General features: G+C 42.6%; 22 protein-coding genes. All 22 read right to left on the reverse strand.

What is annotated here, in order from left to right; all coding sequences use genetic code 11:
- Complete coding sequence (locus ACVBAX_RS19340) at positions 1–459, reverse strand: NUDIX hydrolase (RefSeq protein ID WP_066058777.1); 459 nt, start codon at positions 457–459, stop codon at positions 1–3.
- 483 nt (positions 460–942) lie between these two features.
- The gene (trxB, locus tag ACVBAX_RS19345; protein ID WP_447118450.1) at positions 943–1,893 is read right to left on the reverse strand and encodes a thioredoxin-disulfide reductase; all 951 of its coding nucleotides are present in this window, start codon (positions 1,891–1,893) and stop codon (positions 943–945) included.
- Positions 1,894–1,995: 102 nt separating this feature from the next.
- Complete coding sequence (locus ACVBAX_RS19350) at positions 1,996–3,477, reverse strand: tetratricopeptide repeat protein (RefSeq protein ID WP_447118451.1); 1,482 nt, start codon at positions 3,475–3,477, stop codon at positions 1,996–1,998.
- A gap of 176 nt (positions 3,478–3,653) precedes the next feature.
- Positions 3,654–4,295, reverse strand: a complete 642-nt coding sequence (hisIE, locus tag ACVBAX_RS19355) for a bifunctional phosphoribosyl-AMP cyclohydrolase/phosphoribosyl-ATP diphosphatase HisIE (RefSeq protein WP_119709976.1) — start codon at positions 4,293–4,295, stop codon at positions 3,654–3,656.
- Entirely contained in the window at positions 4,292–5,050 is a 759-nt protein-coding gene (hisF, locus tag ACVBAX_RS19360; protein WP_447118452.1) for an imidazole glycerol phosphate synthase subunit HisF, read from the reverse strand. The genes hisIE and hisF overlap by 4 nt, the downstream gene beginning before the upstream one ends.
- Position 5,051: 1 nt before the next feature.
- The gene (gene hisA, locus ACVBAX_RS19365; protein WP_119709978.1) at positions 5,052–5,780 is read right to left on the reverse strand and encodes a 1-(5-phosphoribosyl)-5-[(5-phosphoribosylamino)methylideneamino]imidazole-4-carboxamide isomerase; all 729 of its coding nucleotides are present in this window, start codon (positions 5,778–5,780) and stop codon (positions 5,052–5,054) included.
- A complete protein-coding gene (gene hisH, locus ACVBAX_RS19370) occupies positions 5,777–6,412 on the reverse strand; it encodes an imidazole glycerol phosphate synthase subunit HisH (protein ID WP_447118453.1) in 636 nt (211 codons plus the stop codon). The genes hisA and hisH overlap by 4 nt, the downstream gene beginning before the upstream one ends.
- Complete coding sequence (hisB, locus tag ACVBAX_RS19375) at positions 6,413–7,000, reverse strand: imidazoleglycerol-phosphate dehydratase HisB (protein ID WP_447118454.1); 588 nt, start codon at positions 6,998–7,000, stop codon at positions 6,413–6,415.
- 110 nt (positions 7,001–7,110) lie between these two features.
- Complete coding sequence (gene hisD / locus ACVBAX_RS19380; protein ID WP_447118455.1) at positions 7,111–8,376, reverse strand: histidinol dehydrogenase; 1,266 nt, start codon at positions 8,374–8,376, stop codon at positions 7,111–7,113.
- Between the two features lie 5 nt (positions 8,377–8,381).
- Complete coding sequence (gene hisG, locus ACVBAX_RS19385) at positions 8,382–9,020, reverse strand: ATP phosphoribosyltransferase (protein WP_119709982.1); 639 nt, start codon at positions 9,018–9,020, stop codon at positions 8,382–8,384.
- Between the two features lie 2 nt (positions 9,021–9,022).
- Positions 9,023–10,201 carry an ATP phosphoribosyltransferase regulatory subunit gene (locus ACVBAX_RS19390; protein WP_447118456.1) on the reverse strand — a complete coding sequence of 393 codons (1,179 nt, stop codon included), beginning with the start codon at positions 10,199–10,201 and terminating at the stop codon, positions 9,023–9,025.
- Positions 10,202–10,426: 225 nt separating this feature from the next.
- Complete coding sequence (locus ACVBAX_RS19395) at positions 10,427–10,966, reverse strand: acyltransferase (RefSeq protein WP_447118457.1); 540 nt, start codon at positions 10,964–10,966, stop codon at positions 10,427–10,429.
- Entirely contained in the window at positions 10,966–11,616 is a 651-nt protein-coding gene (gene ppaX, locus ACVBAX_RS19400) for a pyrophosphatase PpaX (RefSeq protein ID WP_430775669.1), read from the reverse strand. The genes ACVBAX_RS19395 and ppaX overlap by 1 nt, the downstream gene beginning before the upstream one ends.
- Positions 11,606–12,550: a nucleoside recognition domain-containing protein gene (locus tag ACVBAX_RS19405; RefSeq protein ID WP_430775668.1), complete on the reverse strand. Its 945-nt coding sequence runs from the start codon at positions 12,548–12,550 to the stop codon at positions 11,606–11,608. Before ACVBAX_RS19405 ends, ppaX begins: the two co-directional genes overlap by 11 nt.
- A gap of 197 nt (positions 12,551–12,747) precedes the next feature.
- Positions 12,748–13,566 carry a prolipoprotein diacylglyceryl transferase gene (gene lgt, locus ACVBAX_RS19410; RefSeq protein WP_430775667.1) on the reverse strand — a complete coding sequence of 273 codons (819 nt, stop codon included), beginning with the start codon at positions 13,564–13,566 and terminating at the stop codon, positions 12,748–12,750.
- Between the two features lie 21 nt (positions 13,567–13,587).
- A complete protein-coding gene (gene hprK / locus ACVBAX_RS19415) occupies positions 13,588–14,526 on the reverse strand; it encodes an HPr(Ser) kinase/phosphatase (protein WP_160548664.1) in 939 nt (312 codons plus the stop codon).
- 130 nt (positions 14,527–14,656) lie between these two features.
- Positions 14,657–16,261 carry an alkaline phosphatase gene (locus ACVBAX_RS19420; RefSeq protein ID WP_447118458.1) on the reverse strand — a complete coding sequence of 535 codons (1,605 nt, stop codon included), beginning with the start codon at positions 16,259–16,261 and terminating at the stop codon, positions 14,657–14,659.
- A gap of 433 nt (positions 16,262–16,694) precedes the next feature.
- Entirely contained in the window at positions 16,695–17,057 is a 363-nt protein-coding gene (locus ACVBAX_RS19425) for a phage holin family protein (protein WP_447118459.1), read from the reverse strand.
- A gap of 15 nt (positions 17,058–17,072) precedes the next feature.
- Complete coding sequence (locus ACVBAX_RS19430) at positions 17,073–18,179, reverse strand: DUF4097 family beta strand repeat-containing protein (RefSeq protein WP_447118460.1); 1,107 nt, start codon at positions 18,177–18,179, stop codon at positions 17,073–17,075.
- A gap of 21 nt (positions 18,180–18,200) precedes the next feature.
- Entirely contained in the window at positions 18,201–18,527 is a 327-nt protein-coding gene (locus tag ACVBAX_RS19435; protein WP_119709992.1) for a DUF4870 domain-containing protein, read from the reverse strand.
- 112 nt (positions 18,528–18,639) lie between these two features.
- Positions 18,640–21,519, reverse strand: a complete 2,880-nt coding sequence (gene uvrA / locus ACVBAX_RS19440) for an excinuclease ABC subunit UvrA (protein WP_447118461.1) — start codon at positions 21,517–21,519, stop codon at positions 18,640–18,642.
- Positions 21,520–21,526: 7 nt separating this feature from the next.
- Positions 21,527–23,506, reverse strand: coding sequence for an excinuclease ABC subunit UvrB (gene uvrB / locus ACVBAX_RS19445; protein WP_447118462.1), 1,980 nt, complete (start codon positions 23,504–23,506; stop codon positions 21,527–21,529).
- Positions 23,507–23,555: the final 49 nt, after the last annotated feature.

Consider the following 23,555-nt stretch of genomic DNA (forward strand, 5'->3'; position numbering starts at 1 on the left):
TTAGCTAGGATCAAGACGATATTGAATTAACTGAAAATCGGTTGTATATGTAAACGTGCCATAGATGATTCCTTGACCGTGGATCATGTAGTCCAATATATGATAATCCCCTTCTGCCATCGGTAAATCTTTAATCTGATGAAAGTCATGCCAAGCAAGTTTCCCTTCCTCTGACTCATCCAGATTGATACCATCAGCTTCTGTTCCAAAAAAGGTGAACATCATCCACTCTGAAACAACTTGGTCTCCATCTTTCATGATAAATGTAAAAATACCCTTAATATTGGGGTTTCTCAAGTAAATACCCGTCTCTTCACGGTACTCTCGAATACAGCAGTCTCTCACTGATTCACCGGGCTCCATCTTTCCACCGGGAGCCACCCACCAGCCACGTCTAGGCTTTTGGAGCAGCAAGACTTTATTATCCTTTACCAATACACAATTTGTCACTCGTTGCACGCTTCAATCACCTCAGAGACTAGATTTAACGACTTTTATTCTTTCTATTATACTATTTTTACAATGGGCTCACAATGAATAGGAAATGGACAAATATAAAAAAAGAGCACAGGACATGTTCCTGTGCCAAAGATATATATCTTAAAAGGGGGTCAATTTCAATTCTTATTCTACACGAACAATGTTTCACTACTGTTACAGTATAATTAATTGGAGATTACGTTTTGTTAAGAATGGATGAAGGGATGCACCAATAAGAAATGCGCAAGCGCCCTGGTCAGCGCACGACAGGCCTGGAGCGCTCCAACTGAGATAAAGGAAACACAAAGAGCCAGAGGCGCATTCGTGCTTGACTTATCGTAGGGCGGAGAGCGAAGGACACTAGGCGCTAGGGCGCTGGAGCTAGACAATTCTCAAAGTTGAAAATTTTATACTCTCTTATCTTTTTAAAAAAGCTAACCCCAAAAGGCTAGCTTTTCCTAGTTATGCTTTTTGCTTTAATGATTCCATTAGTTCTTCTACATAGTGTTGCGCAGCTTGAGCAGCGATACTTCCGTCACCTGTTGCCGTAACAATTTGACGAAGTGTTTTTTCGCGAATATCTCCAGCAGCGAAAATGCCAGGAACCTTCGTTTCCATACGGTCATTGGTTTCAATGTATCCGTCACTGTTAGTAATACCAAGGTTCGCAAATGGTTTTGATAGAGGAACCATTCCGATGTAGATGAATACACCATCCGCTTGGAATTCCTGCTCTGCGCCGTCTTGTGTTGACACAAGAGTAACACTTCCTACCTTGCCATCCTTGCCATTGATTTGCTTCACGGTGTGATTCCAGATGAAATCAATTTTTTCATTGTCAAACGCACGTTGCTGAAGAATTTTTTGGGCACGAAGCTCGTCACGACGGTGAACGATCGTTACTTTAGAAGCGAAGCGTGTTAAGTACACTCCTTCTTCCACCGCAGAGTCTCCTCCACCAACAACGACAAGTTCTTTTCCTTTGAAAAATGCGCCATCACAAACCGCACAGTAAGAAACCCCACGGCCACCAAGCTCTTTTTCACCAGGAACGCCAATTTTCTTATATTCAGCACCAGTTGTAATAATCACGGCACGAGCTTTATACTGCTTTGAACCCGCAACAACAGTCTTATACTCTTCACCATCAATGACTTCTTTTATATCGCCATACGCGTACTCTGCACCAAATTTTTTCGCGTGATCAAACATTTTTGTAGAAAGCTCAGGTCCTAAAATATGGTCAAACCCTGGATAGTTTTCAACCTCTTCTGTATTAGCCATTTGTCCACCTGGCACACCGCGTTCAATCATCAATGTAGATAAATTCGCACGTGATGTATACACAGCAGCCGTCATCCCAGCAGGACCGGCACCAGCAATAATGACATCATAAATTTTTTCTTCAGGCACGTTTATTCACTCCTTTTAAAAAAGAAAACAATACTTGTAATAGTATTTCCTTGTTACCCTTATCCTATAAAACAAAGTGAGTGGAGTCCAAATATATGCTCACTAAATGAGCCCTTTTACAATTTTGACATATTTCTGGAGGGTGGAGCTGGATAGACTGTAGAGCTTTGCCATCTGTTGCTGAGATGTACGCTCCCCACGTTGCTTTCTCCACATATATTCGGTTGCCGCTGCCAACGCCTTCGAGTTGTTTGCTTGCACATTTTCTTTCATAAGACCCGGCAAAATGGTAAACCATAATAAAAACAAGCTCGACTGTGTCGTACCAATCGGTTGATGTTGTTTATAAAGCTCCAGTGCCGTCTCGTGTCCGGAACGCATGATAGGTTTTTCACATGTTTCCCTGCTTAAAAGATCGACATATTCCTTTTCTATCGAGTACTTCGGCTTCATAGAAGTTAAAAGTTTTTCTTTTTCTCCCGATAAGGAAGCAAGGAATAACCCGAATAAACGCTCTTCAATGAAGCTGCTTTCTAGCTTTTGATGAATCGCTTTTGGAATATGCTCAAAGCCAGCTGCTTCTGGCTTATTCTTTTCCCATGGCTCATGTCCTTCTTTTTCAGGGCTGAATTCAAGAACTCTTTTCCACGCTTGCTCAGCCGTGGATTGACGATCAGTATGATACGCAGAGTAGGATAACCAGTAATAAAATGGTCCATCCCCTTCAAAGCCTACTCGTTGCAGCTTTCTTAGCCATCCGTAAGCCAGCTCATACTCTCCAACAAGCGCAAAGCTCGCTCCAAGTTTGAATTGATGTTCTTGCAGCATTGGCTTAATCTTTTTCAACACGTCCTTCAGGCTGTTCACGTTCTCTTTATCCTTTAGATAAAAAGCAAACACAAGCTTGTTGCAAAGCGCATGCAGATTGCCTGGATTTTTCGTGAGTACATCCTCAAGAATGCTGTCGGCCTTGTCTGTTTCTCCTAGATAGAAATAGGCAAGGGCTAGGTTGTTGTAGGCTGACCAGTATTCAGGAAATTCCTCGATCACCTCTTCTAAAAGGTCAACCGCTCTTGGGAAATGTCCTGATTCTAATAAACGGCGCGCCTCATCCTGCTTTACGATTAAGTCATCCTCTTCGTACAGGTCCTCATCAAGCTCCTCGGCTTCAAGGGTGAGTAAGTCGATTAGTTCTTCCGTATCCTCGACAAACTCTCCGTCCTGATCCAGCTTTAAATACAGCGACGCGTGTGTGTATGCATCTTTAAAAAGGCCGAGATGTGCGTAGTTGTTAGCCAAGAAATAATGGCACTCCAGCATATGCTCATCCAGCTCTTCTAAAATTTCGTGCAAATAGCGATTGGACTGCTGATAGTCACCAAGCTCCGTACAAACAATCGCCAGCTGACAATAAATCATCGGCTCGCCCGGCTCTAACTGAATCGCACGCTCCAAATATTTTTTTGATTTATAAAAATCCCTCCGTTGATACGCCTTTAAGCCTTTAGCAAAGTAGTATTCACCAGTTGGATGAAAAGACAATAATTTACCTTTAGGTTGATATGCTTTAGAGTCTTTGCTCATGAAATCCTCCATTTAACGTGTTTACAAGCACTTCTTAGATGTAATGAAGTAATTTATAACAAGAATATGTTTAACCTAATTATTATATCATAAGTCCTATGTTGCTGAAACCATGAATGTAGAAAGGCGATCTAGGAAGCTTTGTCCAAAAAACAAATAACCAGCCCCTCGGCTGGTTATTTTGCTGCAGATTTTTCATGTCGCTTATTTAATACGGACAATACGTCTCGAGCTGGCAAGCCTTGCTCCACCAACAGTACGTATAAGTGGTACAGTAAATCGGCTGCTTCCCACTTTAGCTCCTCAGCATCACGGTTTTTTGCAGCAATGATGACTTCAGATGCTTCTTCCCCGACCTTTTTCAAAATCTTATCAACGCCTTTTTCAAACAGGTACGTCGTGTATGCACCCTCTGGACGTTCTTTTTCACGGTTGCGAATCAACTGCTCAAGTTCAAATAAAATTTGGTAGTCTGCTAGGCTTTCTGCACCAGAAGCTGCTTCCTCACCTGTGAACACACTCTCTGTAAAACAGCTGGTTGTTCCGTTGTGACAAGCAGGACCAGCTGGTTCTACCAATACAACCACTGCATCTTGATCACAATCGAACTTCATATCAACGATTTTCTGTGTATTCCCGCTTGTTGCTCCTTTATGCCAAAGCTCCTGACGTGAACGACTGTAAAACCATGTTTCACGTGTTTCAATCGATTTATCTAAAGATTCCTTGTTCATATACGCAAGGGTTAATACTTCTTTCGTCACTGCATCCTGAACGATTGCCGGCAGCAAGCCGTTTTCATCAAATTTTACATTCATCGTACATTCACCCCTTTTTCCTTTAAAAATGATTTCACTTCTTCAACTGATGTTTCCTTGTAGTGGAAAATTGATGCTGCTAAAGCTGCATCTGCCTTTGCTTCTAAAAAGGCTTCTGCAAAATGCTCAGAGTTTCCTGCTCCACCAGAAGCAATGACCGGAACCGATACCGCCTCGCTTACGGCACGAGTTAACGCCACATCAAAGCCCTTCTTTTCTCCGTCACTATCCATGCTCGTTAACAGGATCTCTCCTGCACCAAGGCGAACCGCTTCTTTTGCCCATTGAACGACTTCATATTCGGTTGCTTTTCGACCACCATGCGTGAAAACACGCCACGAACCAAGCTCTTCGTCGTATTTTGCATCAATGGCAACGACAATACATTGTGTGCCGAAGAAGTTCGCTCCTTCAGTAATAAGCTCAGGATTTAGCACAGCAGCCGTATTCAATGACACTTTGTCCGCACCAGCACGTAAAATGCGCTTCATGTCTTCTAGGGAATTGATCCCTCCACCTACAGTAAACGGAATTGCTAACTCGGAAGCAACAGATTTTACCACATCCACCATCGTACCGCGGCCTTCATGCGAAGCAGAAATATCTAAAAAAACTAACTCATCTGCTCCCTGCTCATCGTAAAAACGAGCCAGTTCGACGGGGTCTCCTGCATCGCGCAGCTGTACGAACTGAATTCCTTTTACCACACGACCGTCCTTCACATCTAGGCATGGAATAATACGCTTGGTTAGCATGTTACTTCACCTCTTTCAATGCTTCAGGAACAGAGAATCTTCCTTCATAAATGGCTTTTCCGACAATTGCACCGCTCACACCTTTTCCAACAAGCTCCTTCAATGCCCGTAGATCAGCTAACTCACTTACTCCACCAGAGGCGATGACACTTTTACCTGTTTCAACCGCCAGTTTCTCCACAGCCAATAAGTTTGGGCCAGAAAGCATTCCATCTGTTGCGATATCTGTAAAAATAAATGTCTCTGCACCCGCTTCAGCCAGTCGCTTTCCAAGCTCAACCGCTGTGACAGAAGAAGTATCGAGCCAACCATGCGTTGCCACATAGCCATCCTTCGCATCGAGTCCAATTGCAATCTTCTCACCGTACTTTTGAATCATTTCAATAGCGAACTCTGGGTTTGACACGGCCACACTCCCGATAATGACACGTGACACGCCATTGTTTAGGTAATGAAGAATATCTTCCTCGGTACGAATCCCTCCACCAATTTGTACTTTCGCATCAAGCTTTTGGGCAGCCTCGATCACAAAGCGGTCGTTCACACGCTTGCCATCCTTTGCTCCGTCAAGGTCGACCATATGTATCCACTCGGCTCCTGCGTCGGCAAAGCTTTTCGCCATATCAAATGGAGAATCTCCATACACGGTTTCTTGATTATAATCTCCTTGTAAAAGGCGGACGCATTTGCCTCCGCGCATATCAATCGCTGGATAAATAGTAAAGCTCATCGTGCCACCCTTTCTTTCGTTAGCTCAGTAAAATTACGCAATAATTCCATGCCTAGCTTGCTGCTTTTTTCGGGGTGAAATTGCATTCCGAATACATTTCCACGTCCTACAACAGCAGGTACTTCCACATCATAATCGCAGCTAGCGATGACGACCTCATGATCCTGCGTATTTACGTAATACGAGTGAACAAAATATACAAAGTCTTCATGAATATTTTCTAAAATTGGCGACGTACGGAAGAAGTGAATATTGTTCCAGCCCATATGCGGAACCTTGTACGCCTCTCCCTCAGTCGTTACACCTGGAAAACGAACTACGTTTCCTGGTAGTAACGCTAATCCCTTAGTAATTCCGTTCTCTTCGCTTTCTTCAAATAACAGCTGCATACCAAGGCAAATACCAAGCAAAGGCTTTCCAGTTTTCACATATTCCTTGATCATCGCAGTCAGGCCTGATTCGTTCAGCTTTTCCATAGCATCTTTAAACGATCCAACCCCTGGTAAGATTAAGCTATCAGCCTGTAGCAGTTCGCTAGCATCTTCTGAAATGAAGTAAGGAGCTTCGAGCCGTTCAAGGGCCTTCGAAACACTGAATAAATTCCCCATTCCATAATCAATAATTCCGATCATTTACAACATCCCTTTCGTTGATGGAACGCCCTTTATTCTTGGGTCAATCGTGGTTGCTTCATCCAATGCTCTAGCTAATGCTTTAAAAATGGCCTCGATGATATGGTGTGTATTTTGACCATAGTGAACGATCACATGGAGGTTCATTCGTGCTTCAAGGGCAAGCTTCCAAAGAAATTCGTGAACTAACTCTGTATCAAAGGTTCCAACCTTTTGACTTGGAAAGTGCGCGCGCATTTCTAGATGTGGACGGTTGCTTAAGTCAACGACTACTTGCGCAAGTGTCTCATCCATTGGTACAAAAGCATTACCATAGCGCTTGATTCCCTTTTTATCGCCTAATGCTTCACGAAGGACTTGTCCTAAACAGATGCCGATGTCTTCTGTTGTATGGTGATCATCCACCTCTGTGTCACCTTTTGCGTTGATGGTTAAATCAAACTGACCATGCTTGGTAAATAAATCAAGCATATGTGTCATAAAAGGAACGCCCGTCTCTAGTTCTGATTTCCCTTCTCCATCAATCGTTAAAGAAAGTTCTATATTTGTTTCACCTGTTTTTCTTGTAATGCTTGCTGACCTTGTCATCTCGAATCCTCCTGTTCAAAAAAGTGTTGGTCAAGGGGTCGTTTCACCCTCCGTGCGCTGGTGTTGCTGCGCAACAAAGGCTTCTTCGGGTGGAAACGCCCCTCTTCCATTTATTTAAATCGTGATTCTACCGCTCTTGCGTGGGCTTCTAGGCCTTCGAGTCTTGCGAAGGCGGCGATTTTTTCGACGTTTTGTTGTAATGCTTGTTCACTGTATGAGATAATGCTTGATTTCTTTTGGAAATCGTCTACGTTTAATGGGCTTGAGAAACGGGCGGTTCCGTTTGTTGGTAGCACGTGGTTAGGGCCTGCGAAATAGTCTCCGACTGGTTCGGAACTAAATCGGCCGATAAAAATGGCACCCGCATGTTTGATTTGTCCTAAAAGCTCCATTGGGTTAGCCGTCATCACTTCTAAATGCTCTGGCGCCAATGTGTTAATAGTGGCAATCGCTTCTTCTAATGTGTCAGCCACATAAATCGCTCCGTAATCAACGATTGATTGTTCGGCAATCGCCTTACGAGGAAGTGTTTCAAGCTGACGAACAACCTCCTCAGAAACCTGTTCAGCTAATTCTTGTGAAGTGGTAACAAGCACACAGCACGCTCTTTCATCATGCTCTGCTTGAGAAAGAAGATCGGCTGCCACTTCGCTTGCTCGAGCCGTGTCATCTGCCAAAACCGCAATTTCACTAGGACCTGCAATCATATCAATATCCACGTCACCGAAAACTTCACGCTTGGCCAGGGCCACATAAATGTTTCCCGGTCCGACGATTTTATCAACCGGCTTAATCGCTTCTGTTCCATAAGCAAGAGCGGCAACTGCTTGTGCTCCCCCAACCTTAAAAATCTCCTTCACACCAGCTTCTTGAGCCGCCACAACAACGGCTGCTGGTAACTTTCCATTGGCACCAGGAGGAGAAACCATGACGATGCGCTCAACTCCAGCCACTTTTGCCGGCATCACATTCATAAGGACAGACGATGGGTATGCCGCTGTTCCACCTGGTACGTACACGCCAACGGAATCAAGTGGAGTGACCTTTTGGCCAAGAATCGTTCCATTCGCTTCTGTCGTCAGCCATGAATTACGAACCTGCTTTTCATGAAAATAGCGAATGTTTTCCGCTGCTTCCTTAATAATCGCTACATATTCCGCGCCAGTTTCGTCGTATGCTTCACGGATTTCTTCTTCTGAAACCAGCATCGATGTTAACGTCGCACGATCAAATTTTTCTGTATAGGCAAATAGAGCCGTATCTCCATTTTTTCGTACATCTTCAATGATCATCTTTACCGTTTGGCGTTGCTCCTCGGTTCCCGCATCCACCGAACGCTTAATGCTAACCGCCTCACTCACCCTTTGAATTCTCATCCTGTTCAGCTCCTTACACCGTGAATCACGTCTGTTAACTTATCAACGATCTCACTAATTCGCTCATCCTTTGTTCGGTAGCTGACCGGATTTACGATCAGACGAGAGGTAATATCGGCAATGCGTTCATACTCTACTAGTCCATTTTCGACCAAAGTTTTTCCTGTAGACACGATATCTACGATGCGATCAGATAATCCGATAATCGGTGCCAGTTCGATCGATCCATTTAGCTTGATGATCTCCACCTGTTCCCCTTGTTCACGGAAATAGGCTGCTGCCACATTCGGATACTTGCTAGCCACCTTTGGAGCCACATCGTTCATCTTTGTATTTGGTAAACCTGCAACGGCCAAGTAGCAGGCACTAATTTTCAAATCTAATAGTTCATACACATCACGCTCTTCTTCAAGCATAACATCTTTCCCTGCAATCCCTAAATCTGCTACGCCGTGTTCTACATAAGTAGGGACGTCCATCGGCTTCGCTAAAATAAAGCGAAATTGCTCTTGTTCCACATCGATAATGAGCTTGCGAGAGTCTTCAAACTCTGGTGGAAGATTAAAGCCCGCTTGACGAAGAAGCTCAACTGCTTCGTCAAAAATCCGCCCCTTCGGCATTGCAATTGTTAGCATTTCCTTCACTGTTAAGACCCCCTGCCTGCTTTTCCGATTAAAAAGACGATATCTGTATATTGATTCGTGCATGCATCAATATTTTTCACACCATTGATATCTTGTAATACGACCTTTTCTCCGACGGCGCGCTTTTCTTTTGCCACTGTATAAGCTTCCTGTCGTCGTTCATCACTGAATAATATACAGGTCATCGGTGTTTCTTCTGATACTCCACCAAGCGCTTCGATTAAACGGTCTAAGTATAAAGCAAATCCGGTCGCTCCCGTAGCCTTCCCGAACTTTTCTAAAAGAAGATCGTATCTGCCGCCATTTCCAATTGGTGTACCTACCGCGTGAGAGTATACTTCAAACACAATTCCTGTGTAGTAGCTCATATGACTAATAAGTGTCAGATCAAACTTCAGCTTATCTTCCTCACCGAAGGCTACGACAATCTCCCACAATTGCTGAAGCTGAGAAAGTGCTTCACGACCACTTTCATTTTCAATAATATCATTGGCAAAGCTTAGAACCTCCTCGCCTCCGCGAAGCTTTAGGAAATCTAATAATCTTTGCTTATCAATGGAAGATAACGCGAGGTTTTTTACATGCTCACGGTATCCTACATAATTTTTTTCATATAGAAATTTCGTTAATGCTTGGGCCCGCTCTTCTGTTCCTAGAATTTGCTGGAACAAGGTTTGTACAAAACCGATATGACCTACGGAAATTTGGAACTTTGGTAGTCCAACTTCTCGTAATGATGAGATTAATAGAGCGATGACCTCTCCATCTGCACTAATTGTATGGTCGCCAATACACTCCACACCGATTTGCTCAAATTCTGCAGGTCTGCCCCCTTCTCTTTGCTGTGCTCTGTATACATTTGCCGAGTAGGCTAAACGTAGCGGCAAGTCTTCGTTCAACAGCTTTGACGCTGCCACACGCGCGATCGGTGCCGTCATATCCGGTCTTAGCACAAGTGTATGTCCTTGTGAATCTAATAATTTAAACAACTGCTGGTCAAGAATAGCTGAAGCTGTTCCAACCGTTTCATAATATTCAAGTGCAGGCGTTTCAATAAACTGAAAACCCCAGCGCTTCATTTCTGATTGTATCGCATTTCTAGCAATGCTTTTCGTTTCATATAATCCTGGAAGGGTATCCCTCATTCCAAGCGGTTTTTCGAACATAAATAAACGACTCAAGACAATCACCTCTATATCTAAATGTTCCGAATCCTTTAGTTCGCTAATATGTTAGCAAATTGAAGTTATATGTAGTTTACTCCTTTCACAAGGAGGTCGTCAACTGAAAAATTGGTACCAAAGTCAATTGGTGCCCATTCTCTTCGCTGTTATTGGCTAGCGCAATAAAGGCTCGATTATGTACACCAATCGACAATGATATAAAAAAAGCCTCACTAACTACTGTTAATGAAGCTTTTCTTTTCCGTAAATCGGATCTTCTGCCCATCTGGTTGTGAGCTCTTCCTTTGTGTAAATTACCCGCATGGGATTGCCACCGACGAACGCTCCTGCAGGAACATCCTTATGAACGAGCGTTCCTGCTGACACAATGGCTCCATCCCCAATGGTGATACCAGGGAGAATCGTCGTATTCGCTCCAATCATTACTTCGCTTCCGATTTGCACTTCTCCTAATCGAAACTCTTTGATTAAGTATTCGTGGGCAAGAATCGTGGTGTTATAACCGATGACGGTGTTTTTGCCTACGCTGATTTTTTCTGGAAACATAATATCGAGCATGACCATAAGAGCAAATGAGGTTTGGTCACCAATTTTCATTTTTAGAAAGGTTCGATACAACCAATTTTTCATCCCTAAAAATGGTGTATATCGTGCGAGTTGGATGACGATGAAGTTTTTGACGACTTTTACAAATGGGACGGTCTTGTATACATGCCAGAGAGAGTTCGCTCCTTCGACGGGGTAGCGAGTCGTCTTTCTCATTATCTTTCTGCCTCTAGAATGGCCAGTAAATCAGTCATGTTTTCAAGCATATAGTCTGGATTGTACTTGGCTAAATAATCACGACCTTTAATCGACCAGGCAACCGCAGCCGTTCTTACTCCCGCATTTCTCCCTCCTAAAATATCATGATGGTTATCTCCAACCATGATCGCTTCCTCTGGAGAAGAATGCAGTTTTTCTAAAGCCATACGTACCGGACCTGGGTCTGGCTTTGCTTTTTCGACGTGATCAAGTGCCACAACGATTTCAAAATATGGATCTAGCTTAGTAAGCTTCAATCCTTTCATCACGACGTCAGACATTTTCGACGTCACGATTCCAATCTTATACCCTTTTTCCTTTAAAGCAATAACGGTTTCTTTTACACCCTCGAACTCTTTTACAAGTGAATCGTGATTGCTAATGTTAAAGGAACGATATGTCTTTATCATTTCCTCGACACTTTCCGGATTCATTCCACCAAATGTTTCTACAAGCGTTGGTCCCATAAACGGGATCACATCCTCACGTTTGTACTGGTCAGGATAGTAGTGCTGTAAGGTGTGTAAAAAGGATTGAATAATCAGTTCATTTGTATCGATTAATGTTCCGTCTAAATCAAATAAGATGGTTGTTGTTTTAGTGGTCATAGACTGTTTCCTTTCGTTTTGAGAACTCGACTCGCTTCCATATTCTCACCACAATAGCGGTCAATACGATCGCCAATACTAAACGGATGAGTAGCAGAGGAAGGACAGGAATTCCTAATGGTATAAAGATGAGGGTATCTTCCACAACGGCGTGGCAGGCTGCGAGGAAAATAAACGCAATCGTTACGTCCTTCTGGCTTACCCCATCCTCTTTTACGGCCTGAATCATGACACCGGCTCCATATGCAAGACCAAAAATCAATCCTGCTGCTAGAGTGGTTGACGTATTTTCCTTCATTCCTAATGCTTTGGTCACTGGTGCCATCCAGCGTGAAAATACTTGAAGCCAATGTAAGTCCTTTAATACTTGAATCACAATCATTAATGGCATAACAATCATAGCTAACTGAACAATTCCAAGTGCGGCTGTTTGCAAAGCATCGAGAAGGACCGGAATGACTCCACTCACCGTTTCTTCTTTCGCTGCCACCAACCCGTATTGAGCACGCTCGTTACCACCTTGCCATACTAGATTAATCACAATTCCTGAAAAAATGGCCAACCCAATTCTAACGGTTAGCACAATCCAAAGCTTCACGCCTACTTTGATCGCGACACTCGATTCCACGAGCATATTGTGTGAAAAAGAAAGCATAACTGCGATGATAAACACTTCTTTTACCGATAAATCAATCGTTAGCATGGCTCCGATTGCCGCATACAGGTTCAGAAAGTTTCCTAGTACAAGAGGAATCGCTGCGTCACCAGAAAGGCCAAAAATCCCCATCAAAGGAGTAATTAACTGAATCACCCATGGCAGAACAGGGGTATGTTGCAGCAAAGCAACAATAAGGGCAACCGGAAATATAATTTTCCCCAATGCCCAAACGGTCTTCAAACCGACGAAAAACCCTGCTTTCGTAGATTGTAGCATCTTCTCTCCATGCTCCCTTATTTGTATTAGGATGAGGATAGTTCCCCCTGAAGCTAGCCTTTGTTGTGTAGCAACACCAGCTAGCGGAAGGGGAAACTATCCCTCTCCCTTATTTCTTATGGGGTGGAGTTTCTCCGGAAGAAAGCCTTATTGGGCAGCTTTCGTAAGAAGAAATTGCACCCTTCTCTCTCTATGATTTACACACTCTGGTCCAAATATCGAACCTTCGCGTATCCTTTTACTCTTCGGTAAACGATTAATGCTACTGCTAAAACAATTAAGCCGATCGAAATTGTTTGGGCAATACGTAAAGATTCTGTTAGCATCAAGCTGTCCGTACGCATTCCTTCCACAAAGTAGCGACCGATGGAATACCAAATCACATACGAAAGGAAAATCTCTCCTTGTCGTAAATTCACCCTTCTTAATGACATTAATAGAACGAATCCTACTAGATTCCAGATTGATTCATATAAGAAGGTTGGATGATAATAGACTCCATCTATATACATTTGGTTGATGATAAACTCTGGTAAGAATAAACCTTCTAAAAAGCTTCTTGTTACCTCGCCACCATGCGCCTCTTGGTTGATAAAATTCCCCCAACGACCGATGGCTTGCCCAAGTATAATACTTGGTGCCGCAATATCCGCAAGCTTCCAAAACGAAATATTTTTCTTCCTTGAAAACACAATCGCTGTGATAACCGAACCGATTAGTGCGCCATGAATGGCAATTCCACCATTCCAAATCTTGATAATATCACCTGGATTTTGAGAGTAATAATCCCACTCAAATGCAACATAATAAATACGTGCTGAAATAATCGCAATGGGTATCGCCCAAAGCATCAAATCAGGGAAAATGTCTTTATGTAGTCCCCTTCTTTCTCCTTCTCGCATCGCTAAAAATAATGCAAGTGCAATACCCACCCCAATGATCACACCGTACCAATGGATCTGGATTGGACCGAGTGACACCGCAATTGGGTCAATCGGTTGAATAGTTGATTCCATTACAGCTCATCCCCCTTAGGATTAATGTTCTTCGTCATGCTCGCCTTCTTCAATCACATCAGCCAATCGATTCGTAAACTGCTCCGCTGCGTTCACTCCCATTCGTTTTAGACGGAAGTTCATCGCTGCTACTTCAATAATAACGGCTAAGTTCCGACCAGGTCGAACAGGAACCGTTAATTTTGTTAAATCTGTGTCAATAATACGCAACTTTTCTTCATCTAATCCTAAACGATCATATTGCTTGTTTTGATCCCATAACTCCAGGTTAATGACCAAGGTAATTCGTTTATGACTTCGAACCGCTCCCGCTCCGAATAGCGTCATCACGTTAATGATTCCTAATCCACGGATTTCTAGTAAATGCTCAATCAATTCTGGAGAATTACCAATGAGCGTATCTTCATCCTCTTGACGAATTTCTACGCAATCATCTGCAACCAATCGGTGTCCACGTTTAACAAGTTCAAGGGCAGTTTCACTTTTCCCGACTCCACTTTTCCCCGTGATTAGAACCCCAACTCCATAAATATCAATCAAAACACCATGAACAGCTGTTGTAGGCGCAAGCTTGCTTTCTAAAAAGTTCGTCAAACGTCCAGAAAAACGAGTCGTCTTCTGTCTAGACCGCATAAGTGGCACAGCCTCACGTTCACACGCTTCAATCAGCTCTTCAGGTACGTCAAGTTCCCTTGTCACAATGATTCCAGGAGTTACATCCGTACAAAGCTTTTCCATACGAATGGCACGCTCAGTTGGCGACAATTTTTCCGCAAAGGTTAGCTCTGTTTTCCCAAGAAGTTGAATTCGCTCGGCTGGATAATAATCGAAAAAACCTGCTATTTCAATACCCGGTCTAGAGATATCACTCATCGTGATCGGGCGATTTATTCCTTCTTCTCCACTAAGTAACTCAAGGTCAAATTTTTCAATAATATCTTTTGTACGAACTTTCGCCATGGTCGTCTTCCTCCTCTGTATGTAAAGAGACAATTCCTATCTATTTTACCATCTTTTTTAAAAGAACCAAATTTGATCCTCATATTTTGTCAAAAAAATGACCCTCCTCAATATTGAGAAGGGATAGAAATTACGGGAGCAACTCTTTTACTTGTTCACTTACAAAAAAGTCTATTCCATTGAAAACGGCTACCCCATTCAGCGAATGTGACTTTCCGTTCACCATAATGATATTTTTATTAGCAGGGATTTCAATGGAAACGTCTCTTTTAGCAGCTACAAATATAGGATTATGATTTTTCGATTGGTCAATTTTTGTAACGAAGCCTTGTTTCTCAAAAAATTCCTTTGCATTCATAAACAACGATTGGCTCAACTTTTCTAAGTTAACCCCCATGAATTCGGCCATTCTTTCAGGTAACTCCGTGTTTTCCAGGTATCCGGTTGGATGAGATGGACCGTAGGCGTATAAAAATACATCTTCCCCCGTATGTCCACCTGTTGTAAAACCAAGATTTGCTTTTTTGGCTAACATAGCAGATAGGTCTGCCCCAACATGATTGGAGTTAATCAGCATTCTTATTTCGTTGTTTGATAAATCATCTAGACCATATAGCTTTGCCACTTGTTTGATATTAGAGCGATCCTGCTTTAGATCCTGCAGTGCACCCTCGACCGTCCGCTGGGCTTTTTTCAATGGCTGAATGAAGCTTTCAACAGGAGTATGCGCATACGATCTAGACGTTTGCCGATTCCCTATCGAGATTCCACTATTTCCATGATCGGTCACGGCAATCACCATCGTATTCCCATCTCTTTCAGCATACGTGACTGCCTCCTTTACTGCTTCGTCAAAGGCTAACACATCACTAATCATGCCAACAATATCATTTTTGTGCGCAGCCCAATCAATTTTACTTCCTTCCACAAACAAGAAAAATCCATCTTCATCTTTCGAAAGGGTTTGAATCGCCTTGTTCGTCATTTCAGCAAGAGTGGGCTCGGAAGGTTGGGTTGCCGGACGATCTATATCATAGGCTAGTGACTCATCTGCAAAGCTCCCCCAAATCTTCGTACCGTTCGCCTTTTGTAATTCACTTCTCGTATCGACCCATTGATATCCTTTTTCTTCAATAACCTTTTGTAAATCTTCTTGATCTTTACGATTTGTTAAATGAACTTTTCCGCCACCAAGTACAACATCGATTCCTTGATACACCTGTTGTTCAGCAATATCTTCTTGCTGCTTTCGGCTCAGAACATGTGTGGAAAATCCGGCTGGTGTGGCGTGTTGAATTTCAGAGGTGGCAACAATCCCCGTCGCTTTCCCTACTTTCTTTGCTCCTTCAAGGACATTGGCCACCGGCATGAGCGCATGCTTCGGGTTCTCTTCCTGTTTGCCTGGTGTCGTAATTTTCGAAGGAAGTAGCCCAATATAATGCTCATCCGTTTTATTTCCAGTCGCTAGAGCGGTAGCCGCAGCGGCCGAGTCTGTAATCGCAGATTCTGCAGAATACGTTCGCACGCCTCCCGTTAAGATTTGATCTAGTGCAAGATCTCTACCTTTATACCAGCGGGCTAATGCGACCGCTCCCGAACTCGTTCCATCCATCACCATCATAATGACATTCCTCGGGGACTCGGTATGCTGCTGCTGGGCTTTCATCTCTGTACAACCTACACTCCAAACTAAAACCATGCATACTAAGGTTGAAATCAGTAGTTTCTTGCTCATAAATGCCTCCTTTCCCAATCGTTGTTTATTTTACTCAGGTTGTGGGAAAGTAACCGGGAAAATGAAAATTCGTGAGGGAACACTAGAACTTCCGGGGAATAGTGGTTGAATTTTTTGAATCGCTAATATGTACTTGGATCGCAAGTAATTCCTCTTAATCGCAAATATCTTCTCGTGATCGCAAGTAATTCCTCTTAATCGCAAATATCTTCTCGTGATCGCAAGTAATTCCTCACAATCGCAAATATATTTTTGGAATAGCAAATAAATTTCTAGAATCGCAAAAAAGTTTTTAAAATAGCAAATAAATCTCTATAATCGCAAGTAAAATCACATTGAACTTCTGAAGTGAACGTAAAAACCATTGATTTCTACTAAAATCCCCCCTTTTTCCATATAAAAAACCCTCCTTTGCTAAAAGGAGGGTGGAAACTTAGTCATTTTCCTTTTTTCTCGAAAAAACAGTTTTCTGAAGAATGACATTAACTACCGACATGATGAGCGCGATGAAGAAGGCCATCCAGAATCCTTCGATTTCAAAGGAGGAACCAACCAATTCATCGGTGAGCAAAAGTGTCAATGCATTAATTACTAGCAAGAACGCACCAAGCGTCACAATCGTGATCGGCAGAGTTAATATGATTAAAATAGGTCTAACCAGCATATTTAAAATCGCTAAGATGAAACTCGCGGCCAACGCCGCCCCAAAGCCTTCTATATAAAAGGAGTTTTCAAAATAGCCTGCCAGAGCGATAAACAAAATCGCATTAATTCCTATTCCTATAAGCCATCTCATCGCAATCATCCATTCTTATTTCACTTTTTTCAACGAAATCGAACCGGTCTTTGTATCTGCAAGAATCGTTGTAAAGGTATCTAACGGTCTTGTAGATTTAAAAGCAAACATTTTTTGAACAACTTCGCTCTTATTTTCGACAACTGAAATATCGTCTACGTCTACTTGGAAACCACCCAGATTGGACTTTAGTTCACCACTTAATGCCCATGAAGCAGGTACCTTCACCTTGATGGAGCCTGTTGTTGCTTTGGTTACCACCACATCACTTTGGTCTCCAGCTAGCTCACATTCGATGTTTCCGTTAAAGGATTGAAGATCGAGCTTTTTATAAGTACCATCCACTCGGATCGCTCCATTAATTGTTTCCGCTTCAAAGTCTTCGATTTGACTTTGTTGAACGGATATTTGCCCATTGGCTGTTTCTAGTTCTGCTTTTGATGCCTTAATGTTTGACACATCCACTTTTCCATTTGCTGTTTTTGCTTTAAACGACGCCACCACTAGGTTTTCACTTGTAATCGGCCCGTTAAACATTCGAATGCGAATTTGTTCAAAATCAGTGGAAGGCACATATACCTTTGCCTGAACCTTCATCCACTTTTGTTGTGCTCCGAAACGGAGTTTATCCCCTTCAACCGAAAATAACACGTCTTTGATAAATAGACTTTTCGCTTCCTCTGGTGATTCCACACGATACACCTTTGCCTCACATTCGACACGAACATCCGATTGATTCCACGGAATAAGGGTCACCGAACCATTGGCCACATCAATATCAATATCCTTTACTCTTGCATGAGTTTGTTGATAAATATGAGAAACATCTACCGATTGACCAAAATTCCAATCAAGATCAAAATCTTTAATCTTTTTAAAAGCAACATCCACAAACTCTAGTATTTTTTCTTTGGCAGATTGAGCCTTTTGATAAGAAAAACCTGACGACTTTTTCCCCTCCTCAAAGTTCACAACCGTTGAAAGCTCATTGTATAATTTCTGTTGTTTTTCTTCCATAGAGGTATTGGATTTCTCCAATTCTTCTAATAGCAGTAACGCTTCATCAACCTTAAGCTTTCCTTCCTCTACCATCTGTAAGATGCGTTTTCTCTCTTCTTTCATATCTATACCCTCCTCAATGGACTAATAATCTTCATTCGCAAAGACTTTAATCGCTTTTACAAGATTCCATATCGTAACGATGATGGCGATTAATCCAGTTAAAAGCGCGCCTACAATAATAGCAATCGGTGCTGTGTCTGTTAATTGATTCGTCATATCTAGATAAACCGCTGAACCGACTAGAAACGGTACGGGAACAATTGGGATTAAATGCGACAAAAAGGCTTTCTTTGCATGTTGTTTGACATATGAACTGGATGATACTAAAAATACGACCAACGGAAAAATAAATCCAGCGAAAAAGATGCTCAAGTAACTCATACCGGCCAAAACTTTATTCGTATTCATTTTCTTTCATCTCCTCTGCTCATATGTACGTTCTTAATAAATAAAAGTTTCATGAATTTTGAGGAGAGTGATACAAATAGGAGCAATTCCTTATACGGAACTGCTCCCTCCTTTACGCGTTAGTTACTTGTTCTTCCTTTTGTTGAATTTGCTTCTTCATTCGCTCACGGTCACGGTCGAGTATCGGTTTTAAGTACTTCCCTGTATACGATAGTGGTACTTCTGATACTTGTTCTGGTGTTCCCATGGCAATAATGGTACCACCTTTATCGCCACCCTCAGGTCCGAGATCGATAATATAGTCGGCTGCTTTAATGACATCGAGATTATGCTCAATGACTAATACCGTATCACCGTTTTCCACCAGGCGCTGGAGGACGACAAGCAATCGTGAAATATCATCCACGTGTAACCCTGTGGTCGGCTCATCGAGAATATAGAACGAGCGACCAGTAGAACGGCGATGAAGCTCAGACGCTAGTTTTACCCTTTGTGCTTCCCCACCAGATAAAGTCGTGGCAGGTTGACCGAGTGTAATATAACCAAGACCCACATCATAGATGGTTTGAAGCTTCCTTTTAATTTTTGGGATATTTTCGAAATAAACGAGTGCATCTTCCACTGTCATATCTAGCACATCCGAAATATTCTTACCTTTATATTTTACTTCTAGCGTTTCACGGTTGTAGCGTTTGCCGTGACACACTTCACAAGGGACATAGACATCCGGTAAAAAGTGCATCTCTATTTTGATAATTCCATCTCCACGACATGCCTCACATCGGCCACCTTTGACGTTAAAGCTAAAGCGACCTTTTTTGTAGCCTCGAACCTTGGCTTCATTAGTCGATGCAAACACATCACGCACATCGTCGAACACACCAGTATAAGTTGCTGGGTTCGATCTTGGTGTACGCCCGATCGGTGATTGATCGATATCAATGACCTTATCCAAGTGCTCAATCCCTTTGATTTCTCGATGCTGACCAGGCTTGATTTTTGCACGATTTAGCTTTTGAGCTAATGATTTATGTAGAATTTCATTGATCAATGTACTTTTTCCTGAACCAGAAACACCGGTTACTGCGATGAACATGCCAAGCGGGATCTTTACGTTTACATTGTTCAAGTTATTTTCCTTAGCGCCTTTAATCTCGACGTATCTACCATCACTTTTTCTTCGCTCAACTGGTAGCGGAATAAATTTCTTACCTGCTAAATACTGACCGGTTAGTGAGTTTGGATCCTCCATAACCTCCTGGGGGGTTCCAGCAGAAACAATTTGTCCGCCATGAACTCCTGCTCCTGGGCCAACATCAATTAAGTAATCAGCCGCAAGCATCGTATCTTCATCATGCTCAACAACGATCAATGTGTTCCCAATATCACGCATATTTTTTAACGTATCTATTAATCGGTCATTGTCTCGCTGATGAAGTCCAATGGAGGGTTCATCTAGAATGTATAACACACCGGTTAATCTTGACCCGATTTGTGTGGCTAAACGAATTCGCTGGGCCTCTCCTCCAGATAAAGTTCCCGCCGCACGGTTCAACGTTAAATAATCGAGGCCGACATTGATTAAGAAACCAAGGCGTTCTTTGATTTCACGCAGAATTAAGTTAGCTATTTTTGTTTCTTTTTCCGTTAAGTCTAGATGGTCAAAGAAATGATGAGCTTCTTGAATCGAGAAGGACGTCACTTTCCCTATATGGTGGTTGTTGATTAGTACCGCTAATGTTTCCTTCTTCAGGCGGTCTCCTTTACAAGTCGGACAGTGATGCTGAGCCATGTACTTTTCCATTTGCTCACGAATATAATCAGAGCTTGTCTCCTTGTAACGTCGCTCCACATTTCGAATGACACCTTCGAATTGGATATAGCCTTCACGAATTTGTCCGAAGTCATTTTCGTACCGGAAGTAAATATCGTCTTCTTTTGATCCAAATAGCACTTTGTCAAACAAATGTTTTGGAAGATCCTGCACAGGAATATCCATATCAATTCCAAAGTGGTTACACACTGCTTCTAATAGCTGTGGATAGTATTGAGAGTTTGTTGGCTCCCACGGTGCGATGGCATGCTGTTTTAGGGATAACTCTTTATTCGGAACAACAAGATCTACATCCACTTCGAGCTTTGACCCTAATCCATCACAGTCAGGACATGCACCGAACGGACTGTTAAACGAGAACATACGAGGTTCAAGCTCCGTGATCGAGAAGCCACATAATGGACAGGCATGGTGTTCGCTGAAAAGCAATTCCTCTTCGCCGATGACATCAATAATTACTTTTCCTTCACCCAGACCAAGAGCGGTTTCAAGCGAATCAGCGAGACGGGCAGTTACTCCCTCCTTTACGACAATCCGGTCAACAACCACTTCGATCGTATGTTTCTTGTTTTTCTCCAGCTCAATTTCGTCTGAAAGATCAAGCATTTCTCCGTCCACACGAACACGAACAAAGCCTTGCTTTTTAATATCTTCAAAAACCTTCACATGTGTCCCTTTGCGTCCTGCAATAATCGGTGCAAGTACTTGGAGCTTTGTTCGTTCAGGATACTCCATAATTCGGTCGACCATTTGCTCGATCGTTTGGGAGCTAATTTCAATCCCGTGATTCGGACAGGTCGGGCGACCCACTCTTGCATATAATAATCGTAAATAATCATAAATCTCCGTAACCGTTCCGACGGTCGAACGAGGATTACGACTCGTTGTTTTCTGATCAATTGAAATAGCCGGTGAAAGTCCTTCAATCATATCCACATCCGGTTTATCCATTTGCCCTAAAAACTGTCTTGCGTACGCAGATAATGATTCCACATAGCGTCTCTGCCCCTCAGCATATATCGTATCAAATGCAAGAGAGGATTTCCCCGAGCCTGAAAGTCCTGTTAGTACAACGAGCTTATCTCGCGGAATGGTCACATCGATATCCTTTAAATTATGAGCTCTAGCCCCTTTAACTATGAGCTTTTCCATTGCCATTGATTCGTCATCCTTCCGCTTTCAACTCTAATATTAAATCACGAAGCTCTGCTGCTCTCTCGAAGTTTAGCGCCTTTGCTGCTTCTTTCATTTCCTTCTCCATATCCTCAATTAGCTTATCACGCTCTTTTTTCGTAAGCTTTGTAAGCTTTTCTGTTGTCTTGTACTCTGCTTCATCCTCAGCCGCATGTGTTGCTCGAATGGCATCTCTTATATCTTTTTGGATCGTCATCGGTGTGATTCCATGCTTCTCATTGTACTCTTCTTGAATGGCGCGACGACGTTTCGTTTCTGAAATCGCAAGCTCCATTGAGTTTGTCATTCGATCGGCATACATCACCACATGACCGCGGGAATTACGCGCCGCACGACCTATGGTTTGAATCAACGAACGTTCTGAACGAAGGAAGCCTTCTTTGTCCGCATCCAAAATGGCTACTAACGAAACCTCAGGAATATCTATACCTTCCCTTAACAAGTTAATTCCTATAAGAACATCATATTTTCCAAGTCGTAGCTCTCGGATGATTTCAATTCTTTCGAGTGTTTTTACCTCAGAGTGTAGATATTGTACCTTGATACCAATTTCTTTCAAGTAATCTGTTAAGTCCTCGGACATCTTTTTTGTTAACGTTGTGACAAGAACGCGTTCATTCCTCTTAATCCGCTCATGAATCTCACCGATAAGGTCATCAATTTGCCCTTCAATCGGACGAACATCAATCGTTGGATCAAGCAATCCTGTTGGACGAATGATTTGTTGAACCATTTCTGGCGTGTGTTCAAGCTCATAAGGTCCCGGTGTTGCCGAAACAAACACAATTTGATTGATCTTCTCCTCAAATTCTGTAAACGTTAAAGGTCGGTTATCCATCGCTGAAGGCAGACGGAAACCATGGTCCACGAGAACCTGCTTACGCGCTTGGTCGCCGTTATACATTCCACGAATTTGCGGAAGCGTCACATGCGACTCGTCAATGACAATTAAGAAGTCTTCTGGAAAATAATCGATCAATGTATATGGTGTTGACCCAGGTGGTCTTAGAGTTAGATGTCGGGAGTAGTTTTCAATTCCCGAACAGAAGCCCATTTCCCTCATCATTTCTAAGTCATAACGTGTACGTTGCTCTAATCGCTGTGCCTCAAGAAGCTTTCCGTTTTCACGCATGTCCGCTAGGCGTTCTTCAAGTTCCTTCTCAATATTTTCAATGGCAACAAGGAGTTTTTCTTCACGCGTAACGAAGTGGGAAGCTGGGAAAATGGCAACATGTTCTCTTTCTCCAAGAATCTCCCCTGTTAATGCATCCACCTCTCGAATGCGATCAATTTCATCACCAAATAGCTCCACACGTAAGCAATGCTCATCCCGTGAAGCCGGGAAAATCTCGACCACATCGCCACGAACACGAAATGTCCCACGCTGAAAGTTAATATCGTTTCTTTCATATTGAATATCTACCAAGCGATGCAAGAGCTGATTACGCTCAATTTCCATTCCCGTTCTTAGTGAGAGCACAAGATCTCGATATTCCTCAGGAGAACCTAGACCGTAAATGCAAGAAACACTCGCAATGATAATAACATCTTTTCTTTCAAACAAAGAGGATGTAGCCGAGTGACGAAGCTTATCAATTTCGTCATTGATACTAGCATCTTTTTCGATAAACGTATCTGTTGAAGGAACATACGCTTCTGGCTGATAATAATCGTAATAGCTAACAAAATACTCGACGGCGTTATTCGGAAAAAACTCCTTAAACTCACTATAAAGCTGGCCAGCAAGTGTTTTATTATGAGCGATCACAAGTGTCGGCTTATTCACTTCTTTAATCACATTGGAGATCGTGAATGTTTTACCAGTCCCTGTTGCTCCGAGCAACGTTTGACGTTTTTCACCATTATGTATTCCATCAGCAATCCTTTGTATGGCTGCAGGCTGATCTCCTTGTGGTGAGTATTTAGAGACTAATTCAAATTGGTCCTTCACAAGTACTCCTCCTATTAAAAGTATCCATTAGAATTTCATCTATAGTAAC

The sequence above is a fragment of the Robertmurraya sp. GLU-23 genome, assembly GCF_052983275.1.